Genomic DNA, 23571 nt, shown 5'->3' with positions numbered 1-23571 from the left:
ATCCCGTGCATCAATCAAAAACGTTTTCAACTAACCAGTATACCGAAAGGATACGAACTACCGTTCGTTAATATAGGTACGGTGCGGAAACTTTAAACCAGGGAACAGCTTACTCGTCAGCTCGCAGAAATAACCGTCCGTCATACTCGCGATATAATCCACCACGGCTTGATCCTTGTCGTCCTGCCAGGCATAGGTGCGATCGTAGTAGGAAAGCTGCTGCTCAATGCGCGAAATGTGGTGCTTAAAGATATACGAAGACTCGTCGCCTTCGTTTATATCCTGCAGGCAACGGTCGTAAAGCTTTTCGAATGCCTCACGCAGCTCCGCCTCGGAATCGCCCTCGATACCGCCCTTGCTGTAGATCTTCTCGTAGTTCTCGCGCTTGGCCCGGCGGATCTCCTCAAACAGGTCCTCACTCATCTCGATACGCGGTTTACCGTAGCTATGCTCAACGATGTCGATGGAAGCGTGCGTGAGGATCCAGCTGTTATAGGCCCCGCCCCGACCGTCGTCAAAAGCGTCGGGCGACAGAAGGCCTGCCGCAATGGCGTCTTGTCGATCGCGCCCAACGTAGGCAAGGATATCCGAGATGCGAACCACGCAGCCCTCGAGCGTCATGGGACGCAGGTGCTCAATCGCGCTATAGCCCGTGGCGATACAGTCCTCAACCGTCTGATCGAACTGGTCAAAGGAGCCCATGTCCGAAAGCTCAAACACACGCTGCTCATATTCGCCGTTGTGGCATAGCACGCCATCGAGCGTCTGAAGCGACACGTTACGGCCGTACAGCGCATCGAGCACACGGACCGACTGCACGTTATGGAAAAAGTAACGACCCGTGCGCTCGAGGTAAATATCATTGAGGAATCGCTCACCGGCATGGCCAAAGGGCGTGTGTCCCAAGTCGTGGCCCAGGCCAATCGCCTCGATCAGATCGCAGTTGAGCCCCAGGGCGCGACCGATATCGCGCGCAATGCGCGAGACAAGCTGCACGTGCAAACCGCGGCGCGACAGATCATCATTGCTACGGAAGCTAAAGACCTGCGTTTTGCCTGCATAACGCGTGTACGCAGGAAGATGAAGAATCTTTTCGGTATCGCGCATAAATGCCGGACGCATAAGCGTGCCTTTGTCGGCAGCGCGATCAATACGACGAATGACCTGATCGTCGTTGCAACGATACGGGTTAACATAGCCCGAAGCACGATCGGTGGCAATGCGCTCGACAAGTTCGGGCGACAACGCCGAGGGAATACGGTCCATGCGCGCCTTAATGACGGCCGTTTCTTGAATAGTTGCCATGGCATGCTCCTTAAGAAGGATGCGCAATCGGTTACAAAGTGCAGCCCACGACCTCGATTATGGCAAAAATCGGCACTAAAAACGGGAGCAATGGCAGGGAGCGCGATTTTGTGAAGAGACAGGAGAGGGCCAGGGCCAGGAGTGCGACGGCAAATGCAACGATGCCACCCATAGGGTCGAGCGTGCAAAGCGCGAAGAGCGCCTTGGCATCCCCCATGCCGATGCCCGGGATTTGGCGAAGACGACGCCAGAGGGACTCAGTCAGCACGAGAGCAAGATACACAATGACGGCAAGACCCGCGTGGTCAAGCGCTGTGTTCAAACCGAGGTCGAGCAAAACACCCGCCAACGCCGCCACGGCACATGCGCCGGCAAGCCCATTGGGAAACCGTCGCTCTCGGGCATCAATTGCCATGCCGGCAAAGATGCAAATCCAAAACGGGATATAGACCATCGGACGCCTCCTCGAGCTGCATCGCAAAAGCAAAAACCACCACACCTTTGCGGTGGTTTTGGTGGTGGTTATTTGGCGCCTTGCATGACCTCGTCAAGGGTAACGTTGACGGCGTGCTGCGTCGGCACCCAGTCGACCTTCAGGAACAACGCGGCCACCGTGATGGGGATATAGCTGAACATAAAGATCGGGAAGGTAAACAGGTTAGTCACCAGACGCCACTTTTGCGCGCAGTGAATGTGCTTGTACTCAAAGATAGTCGTGAGCAGCGCCAGGATAAAGAAGGTCTGATACATCATGGCGAAGGTCATAATGAGCGAAGCGGCGCACGCCTGCATCTCGACTTCGGTAGCCAAGAAACCATGCGAAAGGCCACCCACAATCAAGAACGTCGCATTAGCGAGCATCGAGATCAGCGATAGCAGCATACCCGGGGCGATCGTCATGAACATGTCGTAGGCGGCAAATCGATGATAGCGGAACGTCGACTTGACCAGATGTTTGCCGTAGGTAAAGAACACCTGGTAAAAGCCCTTGGTCCAGCGCATACGCTGCTTCCAGGATGCCTTGAACGTCACGGGTTGCTCGTCAAAGAACTCCGCAGGCGCATAACCGATGCGAATGCCGTGAATGGCGCAGAACGTGGTGAACTGAATATCCTCGGTCAGCGTATGGAACTGCCAACCGTGCATGCCCTCGATAACGCTGGCGGAGATGAGGTAGCCCGAACCAGAGACAGCGCAAGAAGTCTTGCAGATGTTGCGCGCGTTATTGAGAAAGCGCGCCTCGCGCAGGTACCAAGTAGCATTAGCTGCCGAGATCCACGAGCTGCCAAAATTCTTGGAGTTACGATAGCTCGTGACCACATGGAAGCCCTGGTCAAAGGCATCGTTCATCTTGGAGACATAATCGCGGGAGATGACGTTATCGGCATCGAAGATAAAGTAGCCCTCAAACGTGTCGGGATACTCGTTGAGAATGCGATCGAAACCAAAGTCCATGACCCAGCTCTTGCCCTTTCGGGCCAGGTCATTGCGCTCGTAAACAATGGCACCGGCCTCGCGTGCGAGCTGCGCGGTGTTGTCGGTGCAGGCGTCGGCAACGACAAAGACCTCGATAAGCTCGGACGGATAGTCCTGGTCCTTGATGGAGCGTACGAGATTGGCAATTACGGCTTCCTCGTTATGCGCAGCAATGAAGAAGGCATAGCGGTGAAGTTTTTTGGCCTTGGGAGGCGCGACCTCGCCACGAAGAGCGCCAATGACAAAGAAGACCACCTGGTACAGAAAGCAGACCGTGAGCAGCGTGACAACAATCTGGTTGAAGATCACGATGGGTGTGTTGGTTTGTAAAAAGGCGAGCATGCAGGCTCCCGAGAACGCGTTACGTAAACAACCGTATATCTTACCGCAGGCTTACCGAGTTCAAGAAACCACCTAATACTGGCTAGGCTTCGAGCAGACCGAGCTGCGGAACGATTTCGTCGCCGGCAGCGGTGCGGCCAAGCGAGCGCGGGGCCAGGTCGTCAAGAACCGCGGCGAGATCCCACGGCAGCTCGTCGCGGCACTCAATGCGCTCCCCCGTCACGGGATGGTCGAATGCAACACGCCAGGAATGAAGGAATTGCCTGGTCAGACCCTGATCGGCGCGTGCATCGCACTTGCCGTAGAGCGGATCGCCCACGCAGGCGTGGTTGATATGGCGCATATGCACGCGAATCTGATGTGTGCGGCCCGTAAACAGGTGGCACTCGACGAGCGTATAGCCGTCGTCAAAACGCGTGGAATCGAAGCGCTCGAGGACCTTAAAGGTCGTAATGGCCTGGCGCGCGAAAGGATCGTCCGAAACCGCCATCTTGACACGGTCACGCGTAGAACGGGCAATGCCGGTGTTAATGGTGCCCTCATCCATAGCGATATGTCCGTGAACGAGCGTGATATAGCGACGATCGAGCGTGCGCGTGCGAATGAGATTTTGGAGTGCGCGCTGCGTGTCGTCGTCTTTTGCCGCAAGCATGAGGCCCGAGGTATCGCGATCTAAACGATGCACGATGCCGGGGCGGTCCTCACCCTGCACGGTACCCAGATGGTCAATGCCGCAGTGGTAGACCAGAGCGTTCGCAAGCGTGCCGCTCTCGTGGCCATGGGCGGGATGGCACACCAGGCCGCGCTGCTTGGAGAGCACGATGAGGTAGTCGTCCTCGTAACGGATATCGAGGGGGATGGCCTCGGGAATCACATCAGTGGGATCATGCGGCTCGGGCAGGTCGACCGAGATGCGGTCACCGGAGCGCACAGCATATTTTTTTGATAGGCAGGTCTCGCCGTTCACGATTACGGCGCCGCCCTCGATCAGATGCGCGCAGGCAGAGCGCGTGGGGCAGCCGTCGTTGGCACCCAGAAAGGCGTCAAGACGCTGGCCAGAGCAATCGTTGGCAACAAGAATATGGATGTCGGCCATTAACGCTCATTCCTTTCACGAATCTTGCGGGCACGCTCCCCACGCTGCTTGGCTTTGCGCTTGGCGCGGGCCTCATCACGAGCATTGAGCTCGGCAGTCGCATCGACTTCGCGGGCCGCAGGGCTCAAGAACATGTAGCCGATGAGGGCAAGCACGACACCTAAGGTGATGCCGATATCGGCCACGTTAAAGACGGGGAAGTCGATGAAGGTGGTGGCAATAAAATCGGTCACGAAGCCAAAGACAAGGCGATCGATCGCGTTGCCGATAGCGCCGCCCGCGACCATAGCCATGCCCACAACCTCAAGATGGGCGAGCTGGGATGCACGAACGAGGTACACGGCGATAGCGATAATAACCGCCAACGCCAGCACGGCAAACGCGATGCCATGCCCCTCGCCCATGCTAAAGGCAGCACCGATATTGCGGACAAAAATAAAGTCGATGACACCGGGGATGACGGTCACATGTAAAGCGTCGCCCACGGCACGAACCGCAAGCTTGGTCAGCTGGTCAACGAGCAGCACAACCAGTGCCACACCACCAGCAACACCCAACCGCCAACGCAAAGGCGGCGTCATACCCCCAGCACGACCCAAATCAATCCCCTACCCTCAAGAACATCGAATTACGTTTAATACAAAGAACTATCTTATATTGCCATACGCAGAACGCACGACATATCCACCAACGCAAGCGAAATAACCAGCTAAAAACGAAAGCGACATTCCGAATAACGGAATGTCGCTTAATAGCTTTCGACTAAAAACGCAAGTCGAAAGAAAGCCTCTAGCTCCAGCAATGGAAACGCCGCGTTATCGTCACCAACAGCGAAAACGTCCCTAAGCGAGCAAGGTGACGTCAAAGAGGAGGGAAGCGTACTTTGGTACGCGACCGACGATTGAACGTCAGATTGCCGCTTAGGGGCGTTTGCAGCGTCGGTAGGTTACGGCGTTCTACGAACGCCGTAACCTACAAAACATCGGCGCAGCGCTTGCAAATATGTGCGTGGCCGTTGTACTCGCCGACGGTGGTGCGGTAGTTCCAGCAACGGTCGCAGCACTCGCCCTCGGCTGCCTCGATGGCAACGGAGAGTTCCTCGCCCGGGGTCAGCTCAACATCGGAAACGATGTAGAACTCAGCCAGGTCGACGGCCTTGTCGCCGGTCAGCAGCGCGTACATCTCGGCAGGAACGACCGCCTTGACGCGGACCTGCTGGCTCTTAGTGAAGGTGCCGGCAGAACGGGCATCCTCAAGGGCCTTGGTCACGGCGCTACGGAGCTCGAGCGAAGCCTCGAGCACGCCCTCGAACTCATTGGCCTCGTCGACCGTGATGGGCGACTTGTACCAATCGAGTAGCGCGGCGTACTTCTGGTGATCGACGCAGCCGGCGGGCGCATAGGCCATGGCCTCGTCGACCGTGTAGGACAGGATCGGCTGCAGGTCGCGCATGAGCATCGAGAAGAGCTCGGCCAGCACGGTCTGGGCGCTGCGGCGCTCGAGCGAGCCGGGCTTGTCGCAGTACAGACGGTCCTTCAGGGCGTCGAGGTACACGTTGGAGAGCTCAGTAACCACGAAGTCGTAGAGCGCACGGTAGGCGCGCGGGAACTCGTAGCTGGCGTAAGCATCGTCGACCTCGGCCTGGACCTGAGTCAGGCGGGCAACCATGAGCTTGTCGAGCGGCAGCAAGTCGGCAAAGGCGACGCCGTCGGTCTCGGGCTCAAACTGACCCTCGAGCTCAGAGAGCAGGAAGCGCAGCGTGTTGCGGAAACGACGGTAGGCATCGGACGTACGAGCGAGAATCTCATGGTCGATGGAGACGTCGGAGCTGGTGTCGACGGAGGCAACCCACAGACGGATGATGTCAGCGCCCATCTCGTCGCAGACCTTGTTGGGGTCGATGACGTTGCCGAGCGACTTGGACATCTTGCGGCCCTGGCCATCGAGCGTGAAGCCCTGCGAGACGACCGCCTTGTACGGAGCATGGCCGTTGGCACCCACCGAGGTGAGCAGCGAGCTCTGGAACCAACCGCGATGCTGGTCGGAGCCCTCGAGATACACGTCAGCCGGGTACTCAAGCTCGGGTCGATACTCGCAGACGGCCTTCCAGGACACGCCGGAGTCCCACCACACGTCGAGAATGTCCTTATCAGCCTTGAGGTGATGGCCGCCACACTTGGGGCAAACGCAAGCCTCGCCCAGGTAACTCTCGGGAGCGTCGGTGAACCAGGCGTCGGAGCCCTTCTCGTGGAAGAGCTTGATGACGGCGTCGAGCGTGGCGTCGTTCATGACCTTCTCGCCGCAGTCGGCGCAAGTGTAGCTGGGGATAGGCACGCCCCAGTTGCGCTGACGGCTGATGCACCAGTCGGGACGCTGCTCGACCATGGCGCCGATGCGGTTGGCGGCGTGAGCCGGATACCACTTGACGTTCTCGCGGACCTCTTTGCCAGCCTGCTCGCGCAGACCGGTCTTGTCCATCGAGACGAACCACTGGTCGGTAGCACGGAAGAGCACCGGGTGCTTGCAGCGCCAGCAGTGCGGATAGCTGTGCGTGATCTTCTTCTCGAGGACCAGGGTGCCGCGCTCGCGCAGGAACTCGATGATGTGCGGGTTGGCCTCGTCGGTATCCATGCCGCTGAAGGGGCCGCCGGTGCCAAACTCCTCGCCGGTGTAGAACTTGCCGTCGTCATCGACCGGCATGCAAATGTCGGTGATGCCCTCCTTGAGGCAGGCGAAGTAGTCGTCGACGCCGTGACCGGGCGAGTTGTGGACGATACCGGTACCGTCATCGACACCGACGTAATCGGCCAACAGTGCCACGCCCTCAACACCGTCAAAGATCGGCTGCTTATAGTGAATGTGATGGAAGGTCTCGGCGGGAACCACATAGGGCTTGCCGTCGACCACAACCGGGGTGTACTCCCAGCCAAACTCCTCGCAGCACTTGGGAGCCAGGTCCTCGAGCATGACCTCGGCGCGGCCGTCGTGCTCAACGGCGACGTAGGCGGCACCGGGCTTGAGAGAAACTGCCTGGTCGGAGGGGATGGTCCACGGCGTGGTCGTCCAGATGATAAAGTCAACCGGGCCGTCGAAGTTCTCGAGGCCGGCGGGCTTGGAGGTCATCTCAAAGCGCACGAAGATGGACGGGCTCGTCTCGTCGGAGTACTCAATCTCGGCCTCAGCAAGTGCGGTATGGCAGTGCTTGCACCAGTGGACGGGCTTGTGACCGCGATAGATCATGCCCTTGTCGAACATGGCCTTGAAAACCTCGATGTCGGCGGCGTCATGCTGGTGATAGAGCGTCAGATAGGGGTTGTCCCAATCGCCGAGCACGCCCAGGCGACGGAAGCCGGCCTTCTGCAGCTCGATGTTCTCGACAGCGAACTTGTTGCAAAGCTCGCGGATCTTAGCCGTGGAGGTCTGGTTGAACTTCTCGGTGCCGAGCTTCTCCTCGACCTTATGCTCGATCGGCTGGCCATGGCAGTCCCAACCGGGGACATAGGGAACCTCATAGCCCTGCATCATCCAGTAACGGTTGATCATGTCCTTGGAGATCTTGTTCATGGCGTGGCCGATGTGGATCGGGCCGTTGGCGTACGGAGGGCCGTCGTGCAGCACGAACTTCTTGTGACCCTCGTTCTTCTTCAGAACCTGCTCGTAGACCTTGTTGTCCTGCCAGTCCTTGAGTCGCTTGGGCTCGGACTTGGAAAGACCGGCACGCATGGGAAAACCGGTCTTGGGCAGATTCATCGTCTGCTTGTACTCGTTTGCCACGGTACCCCTTTCATGTCGTGGGCGCGCACGCCCGTTGGGCACCAAAAAAGCGCCCGTCCCTACAAGCTGGGACGAAGCGCCACAAAACGGACTGTACGCCCGCAAAAGCTCTTCGTTTAACCACCCAGCTTAGATGCCCTCGCCCGCGTATTCGCGCGCTCGCATCCGTTACTCGGCTGGCCTGTATCGACGACCATCTCGGCGATATCTACTAAGACGAGCCTGTGCGACGCGTCCGTTGGGACCGCAGCTCCGGGGTGATTTTCATCGGTCGCATGCACGGGTTCTCAGCGCTCCCCGCTCTCTGTAACATGCGGACGGCCGACTACTCGTCCCCATCAACGCTTATGCGGAGTATGCTAGCACGTTCCGCGCCGGCGAAAAACCCTCAACACTGGTTTTATACGTTCGAAATTTCTCGCGGCTGTGGACCTTCTCTAGGAGCAAAATACCTGAAAGCACTTTATCGAAAGAAAGAAGGTTGCCATGCGCACGATTGGAATGAGTGATTATACCGTCGGCGAGGATTGCTTTACCGAGCTGCCCGCCGCACTGGCAGAGTACGGAGCGACCAAGGTCGCCATCATTGGCGGCAAGCGAGCCCTAGCTGCGGCGCTGCCGGGCATCGAGGCGGCGCTTGAAGGTACCGACGTCGAGATTCTGGAGACGCGCGTCTACGGCACCAACAGTACGCGCGCCAATATCGCCAAGGTCGTGAACTCCCCCGCTTGCCAGCAGGCAGACGTGCTTATCGCCTGTGGCGGCGGCAAGGCACTCGACACCGTCAAGACAGCGGCAATCGAGCTCAAGAAGATTGTCTTTACGGTGCCGACGATTTGCTCTAACTGTTCCGCCGCGACCGCCATTGCCGTCGTCTACAACGACGATGGATCGCTCGAGGGCTATTCGTACCCCAACCGACCGGCGCACATCTTCATCAATCCCAGGATCATCGCCGAGGCTCCGGCGGAGTACTTCTGGGCCGGCGTGGGCGACGCCCTGTCCAAGCAGCCCGAAGTCGAGTACGCCACGAGCGCCGGCGACCTGGAGCACACCGCCGGCCTTGGCCTGGCTCTTGCCCACACCTGTTCCGAGCCGCTGTTTACCTACGGTGTTCAGGGTCTTGAGGACGTTCGTCAGAATCTGTCGAGCGAGGCCGTCAAGCAGATCGCGCTCGACATCGTGGTCAACACGGGCTATGTCTCGAACCTGACCAACCAGAACGATTACTACTACAACTCGAGCGTGGCGCACGCGTTCTACAACGCCACCTGCAGCATTCCGCGTGAGGGCACCTACCTGCACGGCGAAGTCGTAAGCCTGGGCGTGCTGGTGTTGTTCGCCTACACGGGCGACACCGAGAACCTTGAGCGCTACGCCGCCTTTAACAAGCAGATGGGCCTGCCCGTGACGCTTGAGCAGGTCGGGCTTTCCGAGGCCGATATCCCTGCTCTGTGCAAGTACGCACACGCCACCAACGAGTGGAAGCAGGGCAACCCGGAGCCCTTCACCGACAAGAAGTTCGCCGCTGCCATCAAGGCCGCCAACGCCTACGGCCACACGCTCTAGGTCTAGCCCAAAACCACCACAAGGGAGCAGTGCCCTTGTGGTGGTTTTTTATTGCTCCAGCATGCTGGGGTCGAACTCGCTAACCGGGATCACGCGATAACCGTGGCGGAGCAGTAAATCAACGAAGACGCCGTTGCCCGCCGTGAGGGTGCCACTGAATGTTCCGTCGTAGATGAGGCTCGCGCCGCACGAGGGACTACGGTCCTGCAGGATGCACGCGACGATCTCTTCCGGCCCACCCGCCTGCTCGCACATGTCGAGCGCACGTTGGGCGCCTAGGCGAAATTCCAGGTCAACGGACACGCCCTCGCAGGTACAGACCTCGCCGTTCACAATCTCGGACGGCTTGCGCGGCGTGGGCAGGCCCCCAAAGACCTCAGGGCACACCAAGAGGACCTCGGTCCCTGTACGCTCGCAGGCCTCGACCAACTCGCGATGATAGTTGTCGAGCCCATTATACTTGCAGCTCTCGCCCATCAAACAGGCACTCACCACGATCTTCATTTCCATCCCTCTCAAGCAAAACGCCCCATTTGAGAAAGCTGCTCAAATGGGGCGTCGACGTTTACTGGCTCGACCGCGGCTTTACTGTTGCTTGGGCATCAGCGGATTCTCGCGCGTGAGGAGGTTCATGAACTCCTCACCCGTGATGGTCTCCTTCTTGTACAGATAACGAGCCAGCTCATGGAGCTTGAACTTGTTTTCCTTGAGGATCTGCAGGGCGCGATCGTGCGCGTCCTCGATCAGCTTAGCGACAATCGCGTCCACACGCTCGGCCGTACCAGGGGCGCAGGTGAGCGACGTGTCCTGATTGAGATACGCGTTCTGCACGGTACCGAGCGCCATCATGCCAAACTCGTCGGACATACCAAAGCGCGTCACCATATTACGGGCAAGCTTGGTGGCCTGTTCGATATCGTTGGCGGCACCGGTCGTCATCTCGCCAAAGATGAGTTCCTCGGCCGCACGGCCGCCGCAGTAGACGGCGAGCTTGTCCAAGACCTCCTGGCGTGTCGTCAGGAAGCGCTCGTCCTCCTCGACCTGCATGGTATAGCCAAGAGCACCGCTCGTGCGCGGCACGATGGTGATCTTGGTAACCGGCGCGGAACCCTTTTGGCGGGCAGCGACGATAGCATGGCCGATCTCGTGGTAGGAAACGACCTGCTTCTCGTGGTCGGAAAGCACCGTGGACTTACGCTGTTGGCCGGCAATGACGACCTCCACCGACTCCTCGAAGTCGTCCTGGGTTGCACGCTTGCGACCCTCGCGAACGGCGCGCAGGGCGCCCTCGTTGATGATATTGGCCAGGTCGGCGCCCGAGGCACCGGGCGTGGCGCGGGCAATCGCGGTCAGGTCAATCGGCGGCTCGGTCTTCACACTCTTGGCGTGAAGCTCAAGGATGTTCTTACGGCCGGTCAGATCGGGCAACTCGACGGGGATGCGGCGGTCAAAACGACCGGGGCGCAGCAGCGCCGGATCGAGACTGTCGGGGCGATTGGTTGCGGCAAGGACAACGATACCCTTGTGGTTATCGAAGCCATCCATCTCGGTCAGCAACTGATTGAGCGTCTGCTCACGCTCGTCGTTGCCGCTAAAACCGCCGCCATCGCGCTTCTTACCGATGGTATCGATCTCGTCGATAAACACGATGCACGGGGCCTTTTCCTTGGCCTGCTTAAAAAGGTCACGCACCTTGGCGGCGCCACGGCCGACGAACATCTCGACGAACTCAGAACCCGAAATGCTAAAGAACGGAACACCAGCCTCGCCGGCAACAGCCTTGGCTAGCAGGGTCTTACCGGTACCCGGAGGGCCAACAAGGAGAGCACCGCGCGGCAGCTTGGCGCCAATCTCCTCGTAGCGCTGCGGCTTCTCCAGAAAGTCGACGACCTCCTTGAGGGACTCCTTGGCCTCTTCCTGGCCGGCGACGTCCTTAAAGGTCACGCCCACGTCCTTGGAGGCGATCACGCGCGCGCCGGACTTACCCAGTCCGCCGCCGCCAAAACCGCCGCCGCCAAAGTTCATCGACGGGCCGTCATCGCCCATAGCCTTCTTCATGCGGCGGTTGAGCCACCAACCGATGAGGAAGAAAATCGCCATGGGAAGAATGAGCGTGAGCAGGTAGTAGGTCATCAAACCCGAGTTTTTATCGGGAACGACCGACTCCAGCGAAGCGCCAGACTCAAGCACGCGATCGGTAAAGCCCGCATCGTTCGGCACACCGGTCGTCTTATAGGCGATGTTCTCGTCCTCGCCCTTCTTGGTGTAATAAATCGAGTAATCGTCCGTGTTGTACTCGACCTTGTCGACACTCTTCTTATCGAGCGCTTTGACAAACGTCGAGTAATCGGTCTTCGTAATCTGCTGCGTGTGACCGATGTTAGGGAACAGAACGGTCGAGAGCACGAGGTAGACGACGAAGGCGATGAGCACGTAGAGGATCATATTCCGTCTACGCTTGTTGTCATCCATCTCCATCTGCTTGAACTCCATCTACTGGGGTTGATAATGCTAACTAGAATACCCAACCCGGCCGGCGATAAACCGACGCCGGGCACGAAAGGATAGAGATGGCATCACTCGAAGTCGGCAAGGTTCAGATCTATACGGGCGATGGCAAGGGCAAAACCACGGCTGCGCTGGGATTGGCGATGCGCGCCACAGGTTATGGGCTCGACGTACTCATGCTGCAGATTGCCAAGAAGCTGCACTGCGCCGAGCATGATGCGGCACCACGCCTAGGGTTACGAATTGCACAGGCCGACCGCGACACGCCCGAGGCTTGCGCCGCACAGATCATGGAGCTCGCACGCGAGCAGATCTCACAGGTCGACGTTCTGATTTTGGACGAACTCGGCGAGGCCATGCGCCGCGGCTTTGTGGCGCGAGAGGATGTCGAGGAACTAATCGCGATGAAACCCGACACCACAGAGCTCATACTGACCTGCCGCGGCCTGCTGCCCCTCGCGGACCTCGCCGACCTGGTCACAGAAATGCGCCCCGTCAAACACTACTTCGACGAAGGCCTCCTGGCCCGCCAAGGCATTAAATACTAATGAAACCGAAGGGGACGGAGGAAAACGGACATCGACATCACGACGGAGAGCAATGATCCGTTTCCCTCCGCCCCAAGGGATCATTAGGCGATGGCGCGGCCTAGCCAGTTGCCGCTGTGGTGGTAGATGGTGAACATCGTGGCCGTAATGAGCCAGGTTACGGGGTAGACCAGCAGTAGATGCTCGAGCGACGGATCGAAGGGCATGATCGCAAACACCCAAATCACCCTCAAGACAACGGTGCCAAAGATGGTGAGCATCATAGGCTGCAGACTCACGCCGGCGCCGCGAATGGAGCCCGACGCGTTTTCGATAATCGAGAAGATCGCGTAGAACGGCGCGATAAAGTGAAGAATCGTCGTGGTGTACGCCGAAATCGAAGCATCGTCGACAAACAGGCGCGACAACGGACCCGAGAACACCAGCAGCACGGCAGACAGGCCACCAATGAGCATAAACGACAGCACGAGCGACGTATGGTAGCCCTTTCGCATACGCTCGTAGTTGCGCGCGCCAAAGTTCTGTGCCGAGAACGTGGTAATCGACACGCCAAGCGCCTCGGTAACCATCCAGACAATGCCATCCAGGCGGCCCGAAAGACCCCAAGCCGTGGTGACATCGGCACCAAACGAGTTGACCGACACCTGAATCAAAACGTTGGAAATCGAATACGCAGCAGACTGAAAGCCAAGCGGCAGACCACACGAAATCATGCTCTTACAAATACCAGGATCAATGCCGAGTTTGGACAGTGAAAGCCGCCACGCACCCGGTGCGTGCATCATACGAATCACGATCATCGTGGCATTGGAGCAAATGGTCAGCGCCACCGCGATGCCGCAGCCCAGAGCCTCCATATGAAGTACGGCAACGAAGATGACATCCAGCACCGCATTAACAAGGCAGCCGGAAGCGATGATCACAGCGGGCCCGCGCGTGTCGCCCACGGCGCGCAGCAATGCCGTTCCCATATTGAGCAGCAGCGCCGCAACCATGGCGGCAAAATAGCAACGGGCATAGGCCACGCCCTCGGCCAATAGTTCATGCGGCGTATTCATAAGCACCAGCATGGGCTCAACGAACACTATGCCAAGAATCGAGAAAGCGATACCGCCCACCAGCGCGAGCGTCATGGCCGTGTGGACCGATCGGCTCAGGCGCTCGTCATCGTGCTGGCCAAAAAACTGACCGGTAATAACGGCACAGCCAGCACCCACACCGACGCAAAAACCAATGCAGAGCTCGGTGAGCACCATCGTGGCCTGAATGCCACCCAGCGCGAGCTTGCCGCCAAACTGACCGACGATATAGGTACCGATAAGCGTGTATGCCTGCTGAAAGAACGAACTAAAGAAAATGGGAACGCACAGCGACAGCAGCTGCTGCCAAATGACACCCTGCGTTACATCGATAGCCGTAGATTTCTTAGCCACACGCCCTCCCCACTAGCGTACGTCATACAACAAAACGGCAATTTAAGACCAAAGCCGACACCAGCTTAGCACCGACCAGCGTCGGCCGAAACGCCCCGAACCACAGCCCGGTGCGAAATATCTGTTTAGTGATACAAACCCGGCTGGTAGTGATACTCATTGCTCACATGCGGACACAGCTGCCAAAAGGCGACAGCACTTGCCGCGGCCACGTTGAGCGAATCGACCCCGTGCGCCATCGGAATTCGCACGGCTCGGTCACAGCCCGCAATGGTCTTGGCGCCCAAGCCAGCACCCTCGGTGCCCATAAAGATTGCCAGGCGGTCAATCTCCTGCAGCGCGGAATCGTCCAACGACACCGAATCATCCGTCAATGCCATGGCGGCACACGAAAAGCCGGCATCGTGTAGCGCCGCCAGCCCATCATGCGGCCATACGCGCGCCTCGCTGCCAATGCGTGTCCAGGGCACCTGGAACACCGTGCCCATGCTCACACGGGCCGAGCGACGGTACAGCGGATCGCAGCACGTAGGGCTCACCAAAATGCCATCGACGTTCAGCGCAGCCGCCGAGCGGAAAATCGCGCCGACGTTGGTGTGGTCGACAATGCCCTCGAGCACGCACACGCGCACCGGGCGCTCCCCCGCCGCCTCGACGACGCCACCCAAGAACTCGGCTACCGGAATCTGACGTGGACGGCGGAATGCCGCGAGCGCACCGCGTGTCACGTTAAAGCCCGTCAGCTGCTCCATAAGCTCCATCGAGGCCACGAACACGGGAACCGGGCCCGCGCCCTCGCGCACAACCAGGCGCTCAAACAGCGGCATCATCTGGTCGAGCCAGCGTTCGCCCAAAAGAAAGCTCACCGGCTCGTATCCGGCGCGAACCGCGCGCTCGATAACCTTGGCACTCTCGGCGATAAAGATGCCCTTTTGCGGCTCCAACACGCAGCGCAGCTCGCGCTCGGTCAGTCGCACGTAGGCATCGAGCCGCTCGTCCTCGAGCGAATCGATTTGCAGCACCTCAACGGCATCAGTCATAGCAGCCAGCCCGCACCTTTCTTTGCAGCACCTATACAAATATCGGGGCAACGCCATGCGCTACCCCGCCACTCATTCCAACCCGATAATACCGAAGGGATAAACGGGTTTACACATCAACGCGACGATACGTCACGAACTCATAATCGAGACCCTCGTCACCCTCGCCCGCGGCAATCGTAGCAACACCACCACGTCGCGCAATCTCCCACGCGGGATCGGCATCCAGATCGGGAAAGTACGTGTCCACGGCATGGATGCAATGGTTGTGCGTGACCTCGGCCTCCACGCAATACGGCAAAAACTGCCGATACACCTCGCCGCCGCCAATCACCCACGCAACGGGTTCATCGGCTACCACGGCGAGCGCTTCATCAACGCTATGCACCACGTCGACGCCCTCGGGCGCAAAGCCTTGGTCGCGCGTGAGCACAATGTTGCGGCGATTCTTGAGCGGTCGTCCGCCGGGAAAACTCAACAGCGTCTTGCGTCCCATAATGACCGGGCAACCTTTGGTGCGCGCCACAAAATGACGCATGTCGGCACGGTTGGACACCACCATGTCGCCCTCGCACCCAATACCCCAGTCATCGCACACGGCGACGATGGCAGAAAGCTTACACGTCATGAGCGCCACCTACACCGCAATGGGAATGTTCTTGACCTGCGGGCCGTGCTCGTAGCCCTCGACGATCAGGTCATCGGTCGTAAACGCATAGAAGTCATGCACATCGGGGTTGAGCGTTACCTTGGGCGCGGCAAACTGCGGACGCTCGATAAGCTCGCGGACGATATCGACATGGCGGTCGTAAATGTGGGCATCGGCGATCACGTGCAGCAGCTCGCCGGGAATCATATCGACCGACTGCGCAACCATCATCAACAGAATTGCGTACTGGCACACATTCCAATTGTTCGCGGCCAAAATGTCCTGGCTACGCTGGTTGAGAATCATGTTGAGCGTCGGTTTGTCGTCCTGCGGACGCTGAGTGACGTTATAGGTCACGCTGTAGGCGCACGGATACAGATGCATCTCGGATAGATCGCTGAACACGTACGTGTTCGTCATAATACGACGGCTGTACGGCGTATGCTTGAGGTCGTACAGCACGCGGTCCATCTGATCGAAGTCGCCCTCGGCGTAATGGCTCTTCTGGCCAATCTGGTAGCCGTAGGCCTTGCCGATAGAGCCGGTCTCGTCAGCCCACTCATCCCAAATATGACTGTTGAGGTCATGCACGTTATTGGACTTCTTTTGATAGATCCATAGGATCTCGTCCATAGCAGACTTAAGCGCCGTACGGCGCAGGGTAAGTGCCGGGAACTCTTCGCGCAGGTCATAGCGCGCCGTGACACCAAAGTTTTTAATGGTATAGGCAGGGGTGCCGTCCTCCCACACCGGGCGGACCTTTTGGCCCTCGGTGGTGGTGCCATGGTCCAGAATATCGCGGCACATGGCTACAAACTGTTGATCAGCCTTGCTCATTGACCCTCCTGTCAGTCGCCTACAAGCGAGATTCATTGTAGCCCAGGCGCACGCGGCCCCACAGCCCTAACATAAGCCCTCATTTTCTGACATATGCCAGAAATTCCTTGCGCTCAATGAGCATCGAGTTATCCTATTGTTGACATATGTCAGATAAGGAGTGCGCATGGCAGGAAGACGCGAAAAACTGCGCCGCGTCGGAATCATCCCCGAATATCGCGGTTTTACCCCCGATGGCCTGGCGAGCGGCGATGCCATCGACATGACGGTCGACGAACTCGAGGCGCTGCGCCTGTGCGACCTGGAAGGCCTTAACCAAGAGGCCGTCGCACAGCAGATGGGCATTGCTCGCGCCACGGTGGCGGCAATCTGCAGCCGCGCGCATCGCAAGGTGGCAAACGCGCTGGTCAACGGACGAGCGCTCATCATCGAGGGCGGCAATATCGCGTACTCCCCCATCACCACAGCGACGGCCGCATGGCCAGCAAAGGAGGTCGACACCATGAGGGTGGCAACCACGTACGACAACGGCAACATCTTTATGCACTTTGGCCGCAGCGAGCAGTTCAAGATCTACGACATTCAGGACGGCAAGGTGCTCAACGAACAGGTCGTGGGCACCGGCGGCACCGGCCACGGTGCCCTTGCGGGCCTGCTCGCCAACGGTGGCGTGGACACGCTCATCTGCGGCGGCATCGGCGGCGGCGCTATCAATGCGCTTGCCCAAGCCTGCATCACGGTATACGCAGGTGCCCAGGGCAGCTGCGACGCTTGCGTCGAGGCCCTTATCGCCGGCACGCTCGCACAGAACGGCGAGGCCACGTGCGGCTGCCACGGCCATGACCACGACCACGCCCACGAACACGGCGAGTCCTGCAGCTGCCACGACCATCACGAGCACGAGGGCCACGAGGGCTGCAGCTGCCACTAACGGCACGACACCGCGAGCTCGGGGCGCGACGCCGAACGCAACCCAACAATCAAAGCCAACAACAAAGGCCACCCGGTAGCTTCCGAGTGGCCTTTGCCATATCAAGCTGGAATTACAGCCCTATTTCTTATTGCGCATCTGCGCTTCCATCTGGCGCAGCAGCTCCATATCGGACTTGGGACCGCCCGTACCCAGGCCGCCCATGCCGCCCAGACCCATAGCGTCCAGGCCAGGGATATTGGGCATGCGCATTTTCTTGCCCTTCCTACCCTTTTTGCCCTTCTTGCCGCCGGCCTGTGCCTGATTGGCTATCGTGCGCATGCGGCCCATCATCTTATTCATCTCGCCCCACTGCTTCATAAGGGTATTGACTTCGGTGGGGGTTACGCCGGCGCCCTTGGCGATACGCGCGCGACGTTGACCGTTGATTATGGAGGGACGCAGGCGCTCCTCCTTGGTCATCGACATGATAATGGCCTCGTTCTTATCGAAGATGCCCTCGTCCAGGTTGCCACCCATCTGGTTGAGCGCACGCTGGCCGCCGGGGAGCATGCCCAGGATGCCCTTCATGCCGCCCATCTTCTTGACGGCCTTCATCTGGTCGAGCATATCGTTCATGGTGAAGCCCTCGCGCAGCATTCGCTCGGCAGCCTCGAGCTGCTCGGCGTCGGCCGCCTCCTGGGCCTTCTCGATAATGCCGACAACGTCGCCCATGCCAAGAATGCGCTTGGCCATACGATCGGGATAGAACGGCTCCAGCGAATCGGGCTTCTCGCCCATGCTCACGAACTTGATGGGCTTGCCGGTCACCTGGCGCACGGAAAGCGCACCGCCGCCACGGGCATCGCCGTCGAGCTTGGAGATGATCACGCCGTCAAAGTCGGTGCGCTCGGCGAAGGTCGAGACGACGTTGACGATATCCTGACCGGTCATGGCATCGACAACCATCAGCACCTGATCGGGCTTGACGGCCTTCTTGATGTCCACGGCCTCCTGCATCATCTGCTCGTCGATCTGCAGGCGACCGGCGGTATCGACGATAACCACGTCGCGCAGGTGGTCAACGGCCTCCTGGATGGCGCCCTTGGCGATATCGACCGGGTGCGCGCCGTCACCGCGGAAGACCGGCACGCCGATCTCGCCACCGAGCGTGGCAAGCTGGTCGGCAGCGGCGGGACGATAGACGTCGCACGCGGCGAGCAGCGGCGAGCGACCCTGCTTCTTGAGCAGGTATGCCAGCTTTACGGCCGCCGTGGTCTTACCGGAGCCCTGCAGGCCCACGAGCATGATGACATTGGGGATGCGGTTGCTAAAGACGAGCTTGCTCTCGGTGGAACCGAGCATATCGGTGAGCTCATCGAGCACGATCTTGACGACGTTTTGCGCCGGCGACAGCGACTCCATGACCTCGGCGGTCATGCAGCGCTCCTTGGTCTTGGCGACGAACTCCTTGACGACCTTGAAGTTGACGTCGGCCTCGAGCAGCGCCATGCGAATGTCGCGCATGGCCGAGGTGATATCGGCCTCGGTCAGCTTGCCCTTGCCGCGCAGGCGGTCAAATGTGTCGTTGAGGCGATCGCTCAGGGAATCAAACACTAGTCACTCCTTAATTGGACTCGCCCACCAGGGCGCGGCAGAAATCTTTGGCATTAAACTCCTGCAGGTCATCGACCTGCTCGCCCACGCCGATGCGCAGGATGGGAAGCTTGAGCTTCTCGGCCACGGCCATGGCGATACCGCCCTTTGCCGTGCCGTCGAGCTTTGTCATGATAATACCGTCCAGGCCCAGCGCCTCGTTAAACTCGAGCGCCTGGTTCAGGCCGTTTTGGCCTGTTGCGGCATCGATTACGAGGACGACCGAGACGGGCATGGGGCCGGCGGCCATATTGGCGGCGCGCTTACGCGTCACGTTGACCACCTTGGCAAGCTCGCGCATGAGCTCGGGGCTCGTGTGCAGACGACCGGCGGTGTCGATAAGCACCAGGTCGCTGCCGCGCTTGTCGGCCTCGTCGAGCACGTCGTAGCAAACGCTCGCCGGGTCGGAGCCGCGGTCGCGCTTGATGACGGGAACGCCGGCGCGCTGGCCCCACACATCGAGCTGCTCAATGGCGGCGGCGCGGAAGGTGTCGGCTGAGCCGATCACGACGTTCTTGCCGCGGGCAGACATGGCGCTCGCGATCTTGCCGACCGTCGTGGTCTTGCCGGCACCGTTAATGCCCACAAACAGCACGCAACTCGGCGTGTCGGCGAACGGATCGCGCTCGACGGGCACAAAATGCTGCTCGAGCTGCTCGGCCAGGGCGCGACGGAGCTGCGGGGCGGTCTTAAGGTTCTTCTTGGCCGCGGCATCGCGCAGGTCATCGGACACCTGGATCGCGACCTCGGCACCCATGTCACCCATGACGAGGGTGTCCTCTAGGTCCTCCCAAAAATCCTCGTCGACCTCGCCGCCAAAGTAGAAGACCTCGTTGAGGGCCTCGCGGCTGCGCTCAAGTCCGCGCGAGAGAGCATCGAAGAATCCCATTATGCATTCACGACCTTTCCGGTTTCGCGATCGAGTTTTTGCGAGACGACGCGACTGACGCCGTCGGCTTGCATCGAGACGCCGTAGAGGACGTCAGCGTCCTCCATAGTACGGCGCTGATGCGAGATAACCAAGAGCTGCGTATCGGAACGCAACACGTCGAGTGCGCCGATGAGCTTGGACAGGTTGGCGTCATCGAGCGCCGCCTCGACCTCGTCCAGCACATAGAACGGCACCGTACGCGTGCGATAGACAGCAAAGAGCAAGGCGAGCGCCGTCAGGCTCTTCTCGCCGCCCGACATGAGCATCATCTTGGTGATGCGCTTGCCACGCGGCTGCGCCACGACCTCGATGCCCGTCTCGGCCGGATGCTCAGGGTCGGTCATCTCCAGATGTGCCTGGCCACCCGGAAACAGCATGGCGAAGATCTCGCGGAAGTTCGCATCGACCTTCTCGAAGGTCACCAGGAAGGCCTTGCGCATCTTACGGTCAATGGCCACGGTGATCTTGGTGAGCGCCTTGCGCGCGCTCTCCAGATCGGCCAGCTGCTCCTCGATGTAATCGGCGCGGCGCTTGAGCTGCTCGTACTCCTCCATGGCAACCTGGTTCACAGGGCCCAGGTTGTTGATCTGGCGCACGAGCTGGTTGAGCTCACGCTCGGCAGCGTCACGGTCGGTGGGCGCAGGAAGCATGAGCGCCTCCTCGAGCACCGTGGTGCCATCGGCGGTAATGGCCTTGATAGCCGCCTCTACCTGCACCTCAAGCTTGCCGCGAGCGACCTTGAACTCGTTTTGCGTCGCGGTGGCGGCATCGACCCGCTCCTTGGCGCGGGAGACCTCGGCCTTGGCGTCCTCAATGGTCTTCTTAAGCGAGGCCGAGTCAGCCTCCTCGAGCGAAGCCTGGTCACGCAGACGCGAGGCCCAATCCGACGCGCGCTCCAGCAGGGCCGAATAGCGTTCGTGCATGGGATCGACGCGCAGGCGCAGCAATTCGAGCGAGCGCGAGGCCTGGCGTGTTCCGCGGATACGGCGGTCGATGCCCTCAAGACGATGCTCCAGATCGGGCACGCGGCCCTTCAGCGAACGCAGGCGTTCGCTCGTCTGGGCTAGGCGAACCTTGGCGTCGGCGAGCTTGCCGGCAGCCTCGGAATCGTCACGGCGAACGCGGTCGAGTTCGTCGTTGGCCTCGGCAATCTGCAACCCCAGATTGCTTGCCTGCGCGCGAGCCTCGTCACGCGAACGGGTGAGCTCGTCAACGCGCGGGCGCGCAGCGCGAACGGCTTCGGAGGCCTGCTCGCGGCGCTTGGAGATGCGCACGCGCTCGACCTCGGCATTGTTGGCGCTTTGCTCCAAGCGGCCGATCTCGGAGAGCAGCGAGCGGCGCTCGCCCTCAAGACGGGCGATCTCGCCGGCGGCATCGCCCTCAGCGGCACGCGCTTCCTCAACGGCCGCATTGGCCTCGACGACTTGATCCGACACATGCTCAAACACGGCAGCCAGATCGGGCTCCAGGCCCTCCAGCTCGCGAATGCGACGCTTGCGCTCCAGCGCACCCGAAGCCTCGCCGGCATCGAGGCCCACGCGCACCAGGCCGCCGCAGGCGACGCGGGCGCCATCGGGGGTCACGTAAGTCACGCCGTCAACGACCGGCGCCGACAGCGCGGCAGCAAGATCGTCCACTACGTAATATCCGCCGAGCAACGCCTCGACGACGGGACCGTAGCCTGCGCGCACGGACAGATGATCAACCAGACGGGTACCGGCAGCGCCCTCAGCGGCGGTAGAGCCGCTCACGCCGCGCGCCACCAGCAGCGCCTCGCCCGAGGCCTTCTTCTGGTCCAGAGCGGCACGACCGGCACGCTCAAGCGCGGACGTATCGTCGAACAGCAGTGCATCGATATCGCCGGCGAGCAATTGCTCAACCAAGCCCTCAAGCTCGCGCGGGGCCTCGAGCACGTCGCCCAGACGACCCGTGACATCATCGCCCAGCGCACCCACCAGACGGCTCACGAGCGGCGAGCTGTCGGCCATGCGGGCATCGAGTTTCTTTTGGCTGGAAAGCTCCGAGCGCACCTCGGATAACTTGTTGCGCGCATCGCTCTCGCGGGCACGCAGGTCCTTCAGAGCCGCGCGTGCCGTCTCGGTGGCCTCACGCGCATCGGCCTGGGCCTGGCGCGCTTCCTCAAGAGCACCCTCAAGCTCCTCTGCGCGGTCGCGACGACTCTCGAGCGAGGCCGTGACCTCCTCGAGCTGCTCGTCAATCTGCTCCAGGCGCGAGGCATACATGTTGTCCTCGACCTCGGCATTGCTCAAGGAATCCTTCACCTTGGCGAGCTCGAGCGCGGCGTTATCGGCCACGCGTTGCACATCGCGTTGCTCACGCGTAAACTGCGAAATCTGATTGTCGAGCGCCACGCGCCGCTCGTGGAGCTCAGCGGCGGCAGGACCAGCGGCGTCAACGTCCTCCTGGGCCAGCATGTGCGCACCGGTCACTTCCTCAAGCTGGGCACGCGCGTCCTCGAGCTCCTCGACCACGCGACGACGCTGATGCTCGGAGCTCGAGATCTGCCCGCGCATGTCAGACAGGCGCGACACCATGTTGTGGCCCTTTTCCTCGAGCAGGCGCATGTCGGAGTTAATGCGACCGACCACATCTTGCATGTGACGGCGTTGCTCGCCCAGGTCGCCCACAAACAGGCCCTTTTCCTCGAGCATAACCTGGAGCTTCTCGAGCTCGCGCTCCTTTTCGCCTAGGCGGTACTGCGCGAGCTCCAGCTCGGCGGCGCCCTCCTTAGAGCGGCTCTCCAGGTCGTTCCACTGCGATTGCAGCGAACGCAGCTCGTCGACGGCCAGCATCTGCGTAAGCTCGTTCGCGCGCGAGGACAGCTCTTTGTACTTGCGCGCGCGGTCGACCTGACGCTCCAGCGGTCGCAGCTGACGGGCGATTTCCTTATTGATGTCGCGGGCACGCGTCAGGTGCTCGTCCATTGACTTAATCTTTTTGAGCGCACGCTCCTTGCGGCGCTTGTGCTTGGAGATGCCGGCGGCCTCCTCGATGAGGGCGCGACGCTCCTCGGGGCGGCTCTGCAAAATGGCGTCGAGCTTGCCCTGGCTGATGATGGAATGCGTATCCTTGCCCAGGCCCGAATCGTGCAGGATGTCCTGAATGTCCATCAGGCGGCACGGACTCGAGTTGATGAGGTACTCGCTTTCGCCCGAGCGATACATGCGACGGGTGATGGCGACCTCCTCAAAATCGACGGGCAGCATATGGTCCGAGTTATCGAGCACCAGCGTGACCTCGGCGACACCCACCGGCCTGCGCGCTGATGAGCCCGAGAAGATGACATCCTCCATGGCCTGGCCGCGCAGCTGCTTGGCGCTCTGCTCGCCCAGGACCCACAGAATCGAGTCAGAGATGTTCGATTTTCCCGAGCCGTTTGGACCGACGATGACGGTCAGGCCCGGCTCAAACGTCATATGGGCGCGGTCGGCAAACGACTTGAACCCCTTGAGCGTGAGGGACTTGAGATACACGGT

General features: G+C 60.2%; 18 protein-coding genes. 3 read left to right on the top strand and 15 right to left on the bottom strand.

All coding sequences use genetic code 11. The features are described 5' to 3' along the window. Positions 1–57: 57 nt before the first annotated feature. From DWZ01_RS00990 to ileS, 6 genes are all read right to left on the bottom strand, one after another. A complete protein-coding gene (locus tag DWZ01_RS00990; RefSeq protein WP_117769610.1) occupies positions 58–1305 on the bottom strand; it encodes a deoxyguanosinetriphosphate triphosphohydrolase family protein in 1248 nt (415 codons plus the stop codon). 31 nt (positions 1306–1336) lie between these two features. Next, a complete protein-coding gene (locus tag DWZ01_RS00985) occupies positions 1337–1759 on the bottom strand; it encodes a prepilin peptidase (protein WP_117769609.1) in 423 nt (140 codons plus the stop codon). Between the two features lie 68 nt (positions 1760–1827). Next, complete coding sequence (locus tag DWZ01_RS00980) at positions 1828–3123, bottom strand: glycosyltransferase family 2 protein (RefSeq protein ID WP_022094595.1); 1296 nt, start codon at positions 3121–3123, stop codon at positions 1828–1830. An 82-nt stretch (positions 3124–3205) separates the two neighbouring features. Then, on the bottom strand, positions 3206–4219 hold the full coding sequence (locus DWZ01_RS00975) for an RluA family pseudouridine synthase (protein ID WP_117769608.1): 1014 nt from the start codon (positions 4217–4219) through the stop codon (positions 3206–3208). Continuing rightward, positions 4219–4758, bottom strand: coding sequence for a signal peptidase II (gene lspA / locus DWZ01_RS00970; RefSeq protein ID WP_233504582.1), 540 nt, complete (start codon positions 4756–4758; stop codon positions 4219–4221). The genes DWZ01_RS00975 and lspA overlap by 1 nt, the downstream gene beginning before the upstream one ends. Positions 4759–5191: 433 nt before the next feature. Beyond that, positions 5192–7969, bottom strand: coding sequence for an isoleucine--tRNA ligase (ileS, locus tag DWZ01_RS00965; RefSeq protein WP_369831643.1), 2778 nt, complete (start codon positions 7967–7969; stop codon positions 5192–5194). Between the two features lie 510 nt (positions 7970–8479). Here ileS and DWZ01_RS00960 point away from each other — a divergent pair. Then, positions 8480–9562, top strand: coding sequence for an iron-containing alcohol dehydrogenase family protein (locus tag DWZ01_RS00960; RefSeq protein ID WP_117847668.1), 1083 nt, complete (start codon positions 8480–8482; stop codon positions 9560–9562). 48 nt (positions 9563–9610) lie between these two features. Here the strand turns inward: DWZ01_RS00960 and DWZ01_RS00955 are convergent, their stop codons facing one another. Both DWZ01_RS00955 and ftsH read right to left on the bottom strand, forming a co-directional pair. Continuing rightward, complete coding sequence (locus DWZ01_RS00955) at positions 9611–10066, bottom strand: DUF523 domain-containing protein (RefSeq protein WP_117769604.1); 456 nt, start codon at positions 10064–10066, stop codon at positions 9611–9613. Positions 10067–10147: 81 nt separating this feature from the next. Further along, positions 10148–12040 (bottom strand): ATP-dependent zinc metalloprotease FtsH, encoded by a 1893-nt coding sequence (gene ftsH, locus DWZ01_RS00950; RefSeq protein WP_171021520.1) that lies wholly within the window; start codon positions 12038–12040, stop codon positions 10148–10150. Between the two features lie 92 nt (positions 12041–12132). On the opposite strand from ftsH, the gene DWZ01_RS00945 reads away from it, so the two are divergent. Beyond that, positions 12133–12618, top strand: a complete 486-nt coding sequence (locus DWZ01_RS00945) for a cob(I)yrinic acid a,c-diamide adenosyltransferase (RefSeq protein WP_117847666.1) — start codon at positions 12133–12135, stop codon at positions 12616–12618. An 83-nt stretch (positions 12619–12701) separates the two neighbouring features. Here the strand turns inward: DWZ01_RS00945 and DWZ01_RS00940 are convergent, their stop codons facing one another. From DWZ01_RS00940 to thyA, 4 genes are all read right to left on the bottom strand, one after another. Next, on the bottom strand, positions 12702–14051 hold the full coding sequence (locus DWZ01_RS00940) for an MATE family efflux transporter (RefSeq protein ID WP_117769602.1): 1350 nt from the start codon (positions 14049–14051) through the stop codon (positions 12702–12704). A gap of 125 nt (positions 14052–14176) precedes the next feature. Further along, entirely contained in the window at positions 14177–15091 is a 915-nt protein-coding gene (locus DWZ01_RS00935; protein ID WP_117769601.1) for an RNA methyltransferase, read from the bottom strand. Positions 15092–15200: 109 nt separating this feature from the next. After that, the gene (locus tag DWZ01_RS00930; protein ID WP_117769600.1) at positions 15201–15719 is read right to left on the bottom strand and encodes a dihydrofolate reductase; all 519 of its coding nucleotides are present in this window, start codon (positions 15717–15719) and stop codon (positions 15201–15203) included. A gap of 9 nt (positions 15720–15728) precedes the next feature. Next, positions 15729–16577 (bottom strand): thymidylate synthase, encoded by an 849-nt coding sequence (gene thyA / locus DWZ01_RS00925; protein ID WP_006234017.1) that lies wholly within the window; start codon positions 16575–16577, stop codon positions 15729–15731. Between the two features lie 166 nt (positions 16578–16743). Here thyA and DWZ01_RS00920 point away from each other — a divergent pair, with 166 nt between their 5' ends. After that, positions 16744–17508: a DUF134 domain-containing protein gene (locus DWZ01_RS00920; protein WP_117769599.1), complete on the top strand. Its 765-nt coding sequence runs from the start codon at positions 16744–16746 to the stop codon at positions 17506–17508. A gap of 120 nt (positions 17509–17628) precedes the next feature. Here the strand turns inward: DWZ01_RS00920 and ffh are convergent, their stop codons facing one another. Genes ffh through smc form a run of 3 tightly spaced genes read right to left on the bottom strand, consistent with a single transcriptional unit; the run spans position 17629 to position 23568 of the window. Continuing rightward, the gene (gene ffh / locus DWZ01_RS00915; protein WP_117769598.1) at positions 17629–19104 is read right to left on the bottom strand and encodes a signal recognition particle protein; all 1476 of its coding nucleotides are present in this window, start codon (positions 19102–19104) and stop codon (positions 17629–17631) included. Between the two features lie 10 nt (positions 19105–19114). Next, positions 19115–20032, bottom strand: coding sequence for a signal recognition particle-docking protein FtsY (gene ftsY, locus DWZ01_RS00910; protein ID WP_117769597.1), 918 nt, complete (start codon positions 20030–20032; stop codon positions 19115–19117). Beyond that, the gene (gene smc / locus DWZ01_RS00905; protein ID WP_117847664.1) at positions 20032–23568 is read right to left on the bottom strand and encodes a chromosome segregation protein SMC; all 3537 of its coding nucleotides are present in this window, start codon (positions 23566–23568) and stop codon (positions 20032–20034) included. Before smc ends, ftsY begins: the two co-directional genes overlap by 1 nt. Positions 23569–23571 lie beyond the last annotated feature (3 nt).

It is taken from the genome of Collinsella sp. AF28-5AC (assembly GCF_003457875.1).
Lineage (GTDB): Bacteria > Actinomycetota > Coriobacteriia > Coriobacteriales > Coriobacteriaceae > Collinsella.
The sequence above is the reverse complement of the archived record's forward strand: the minus strand, read 5'-3'. Positions and strand labels throughout refer to the sequence as shown.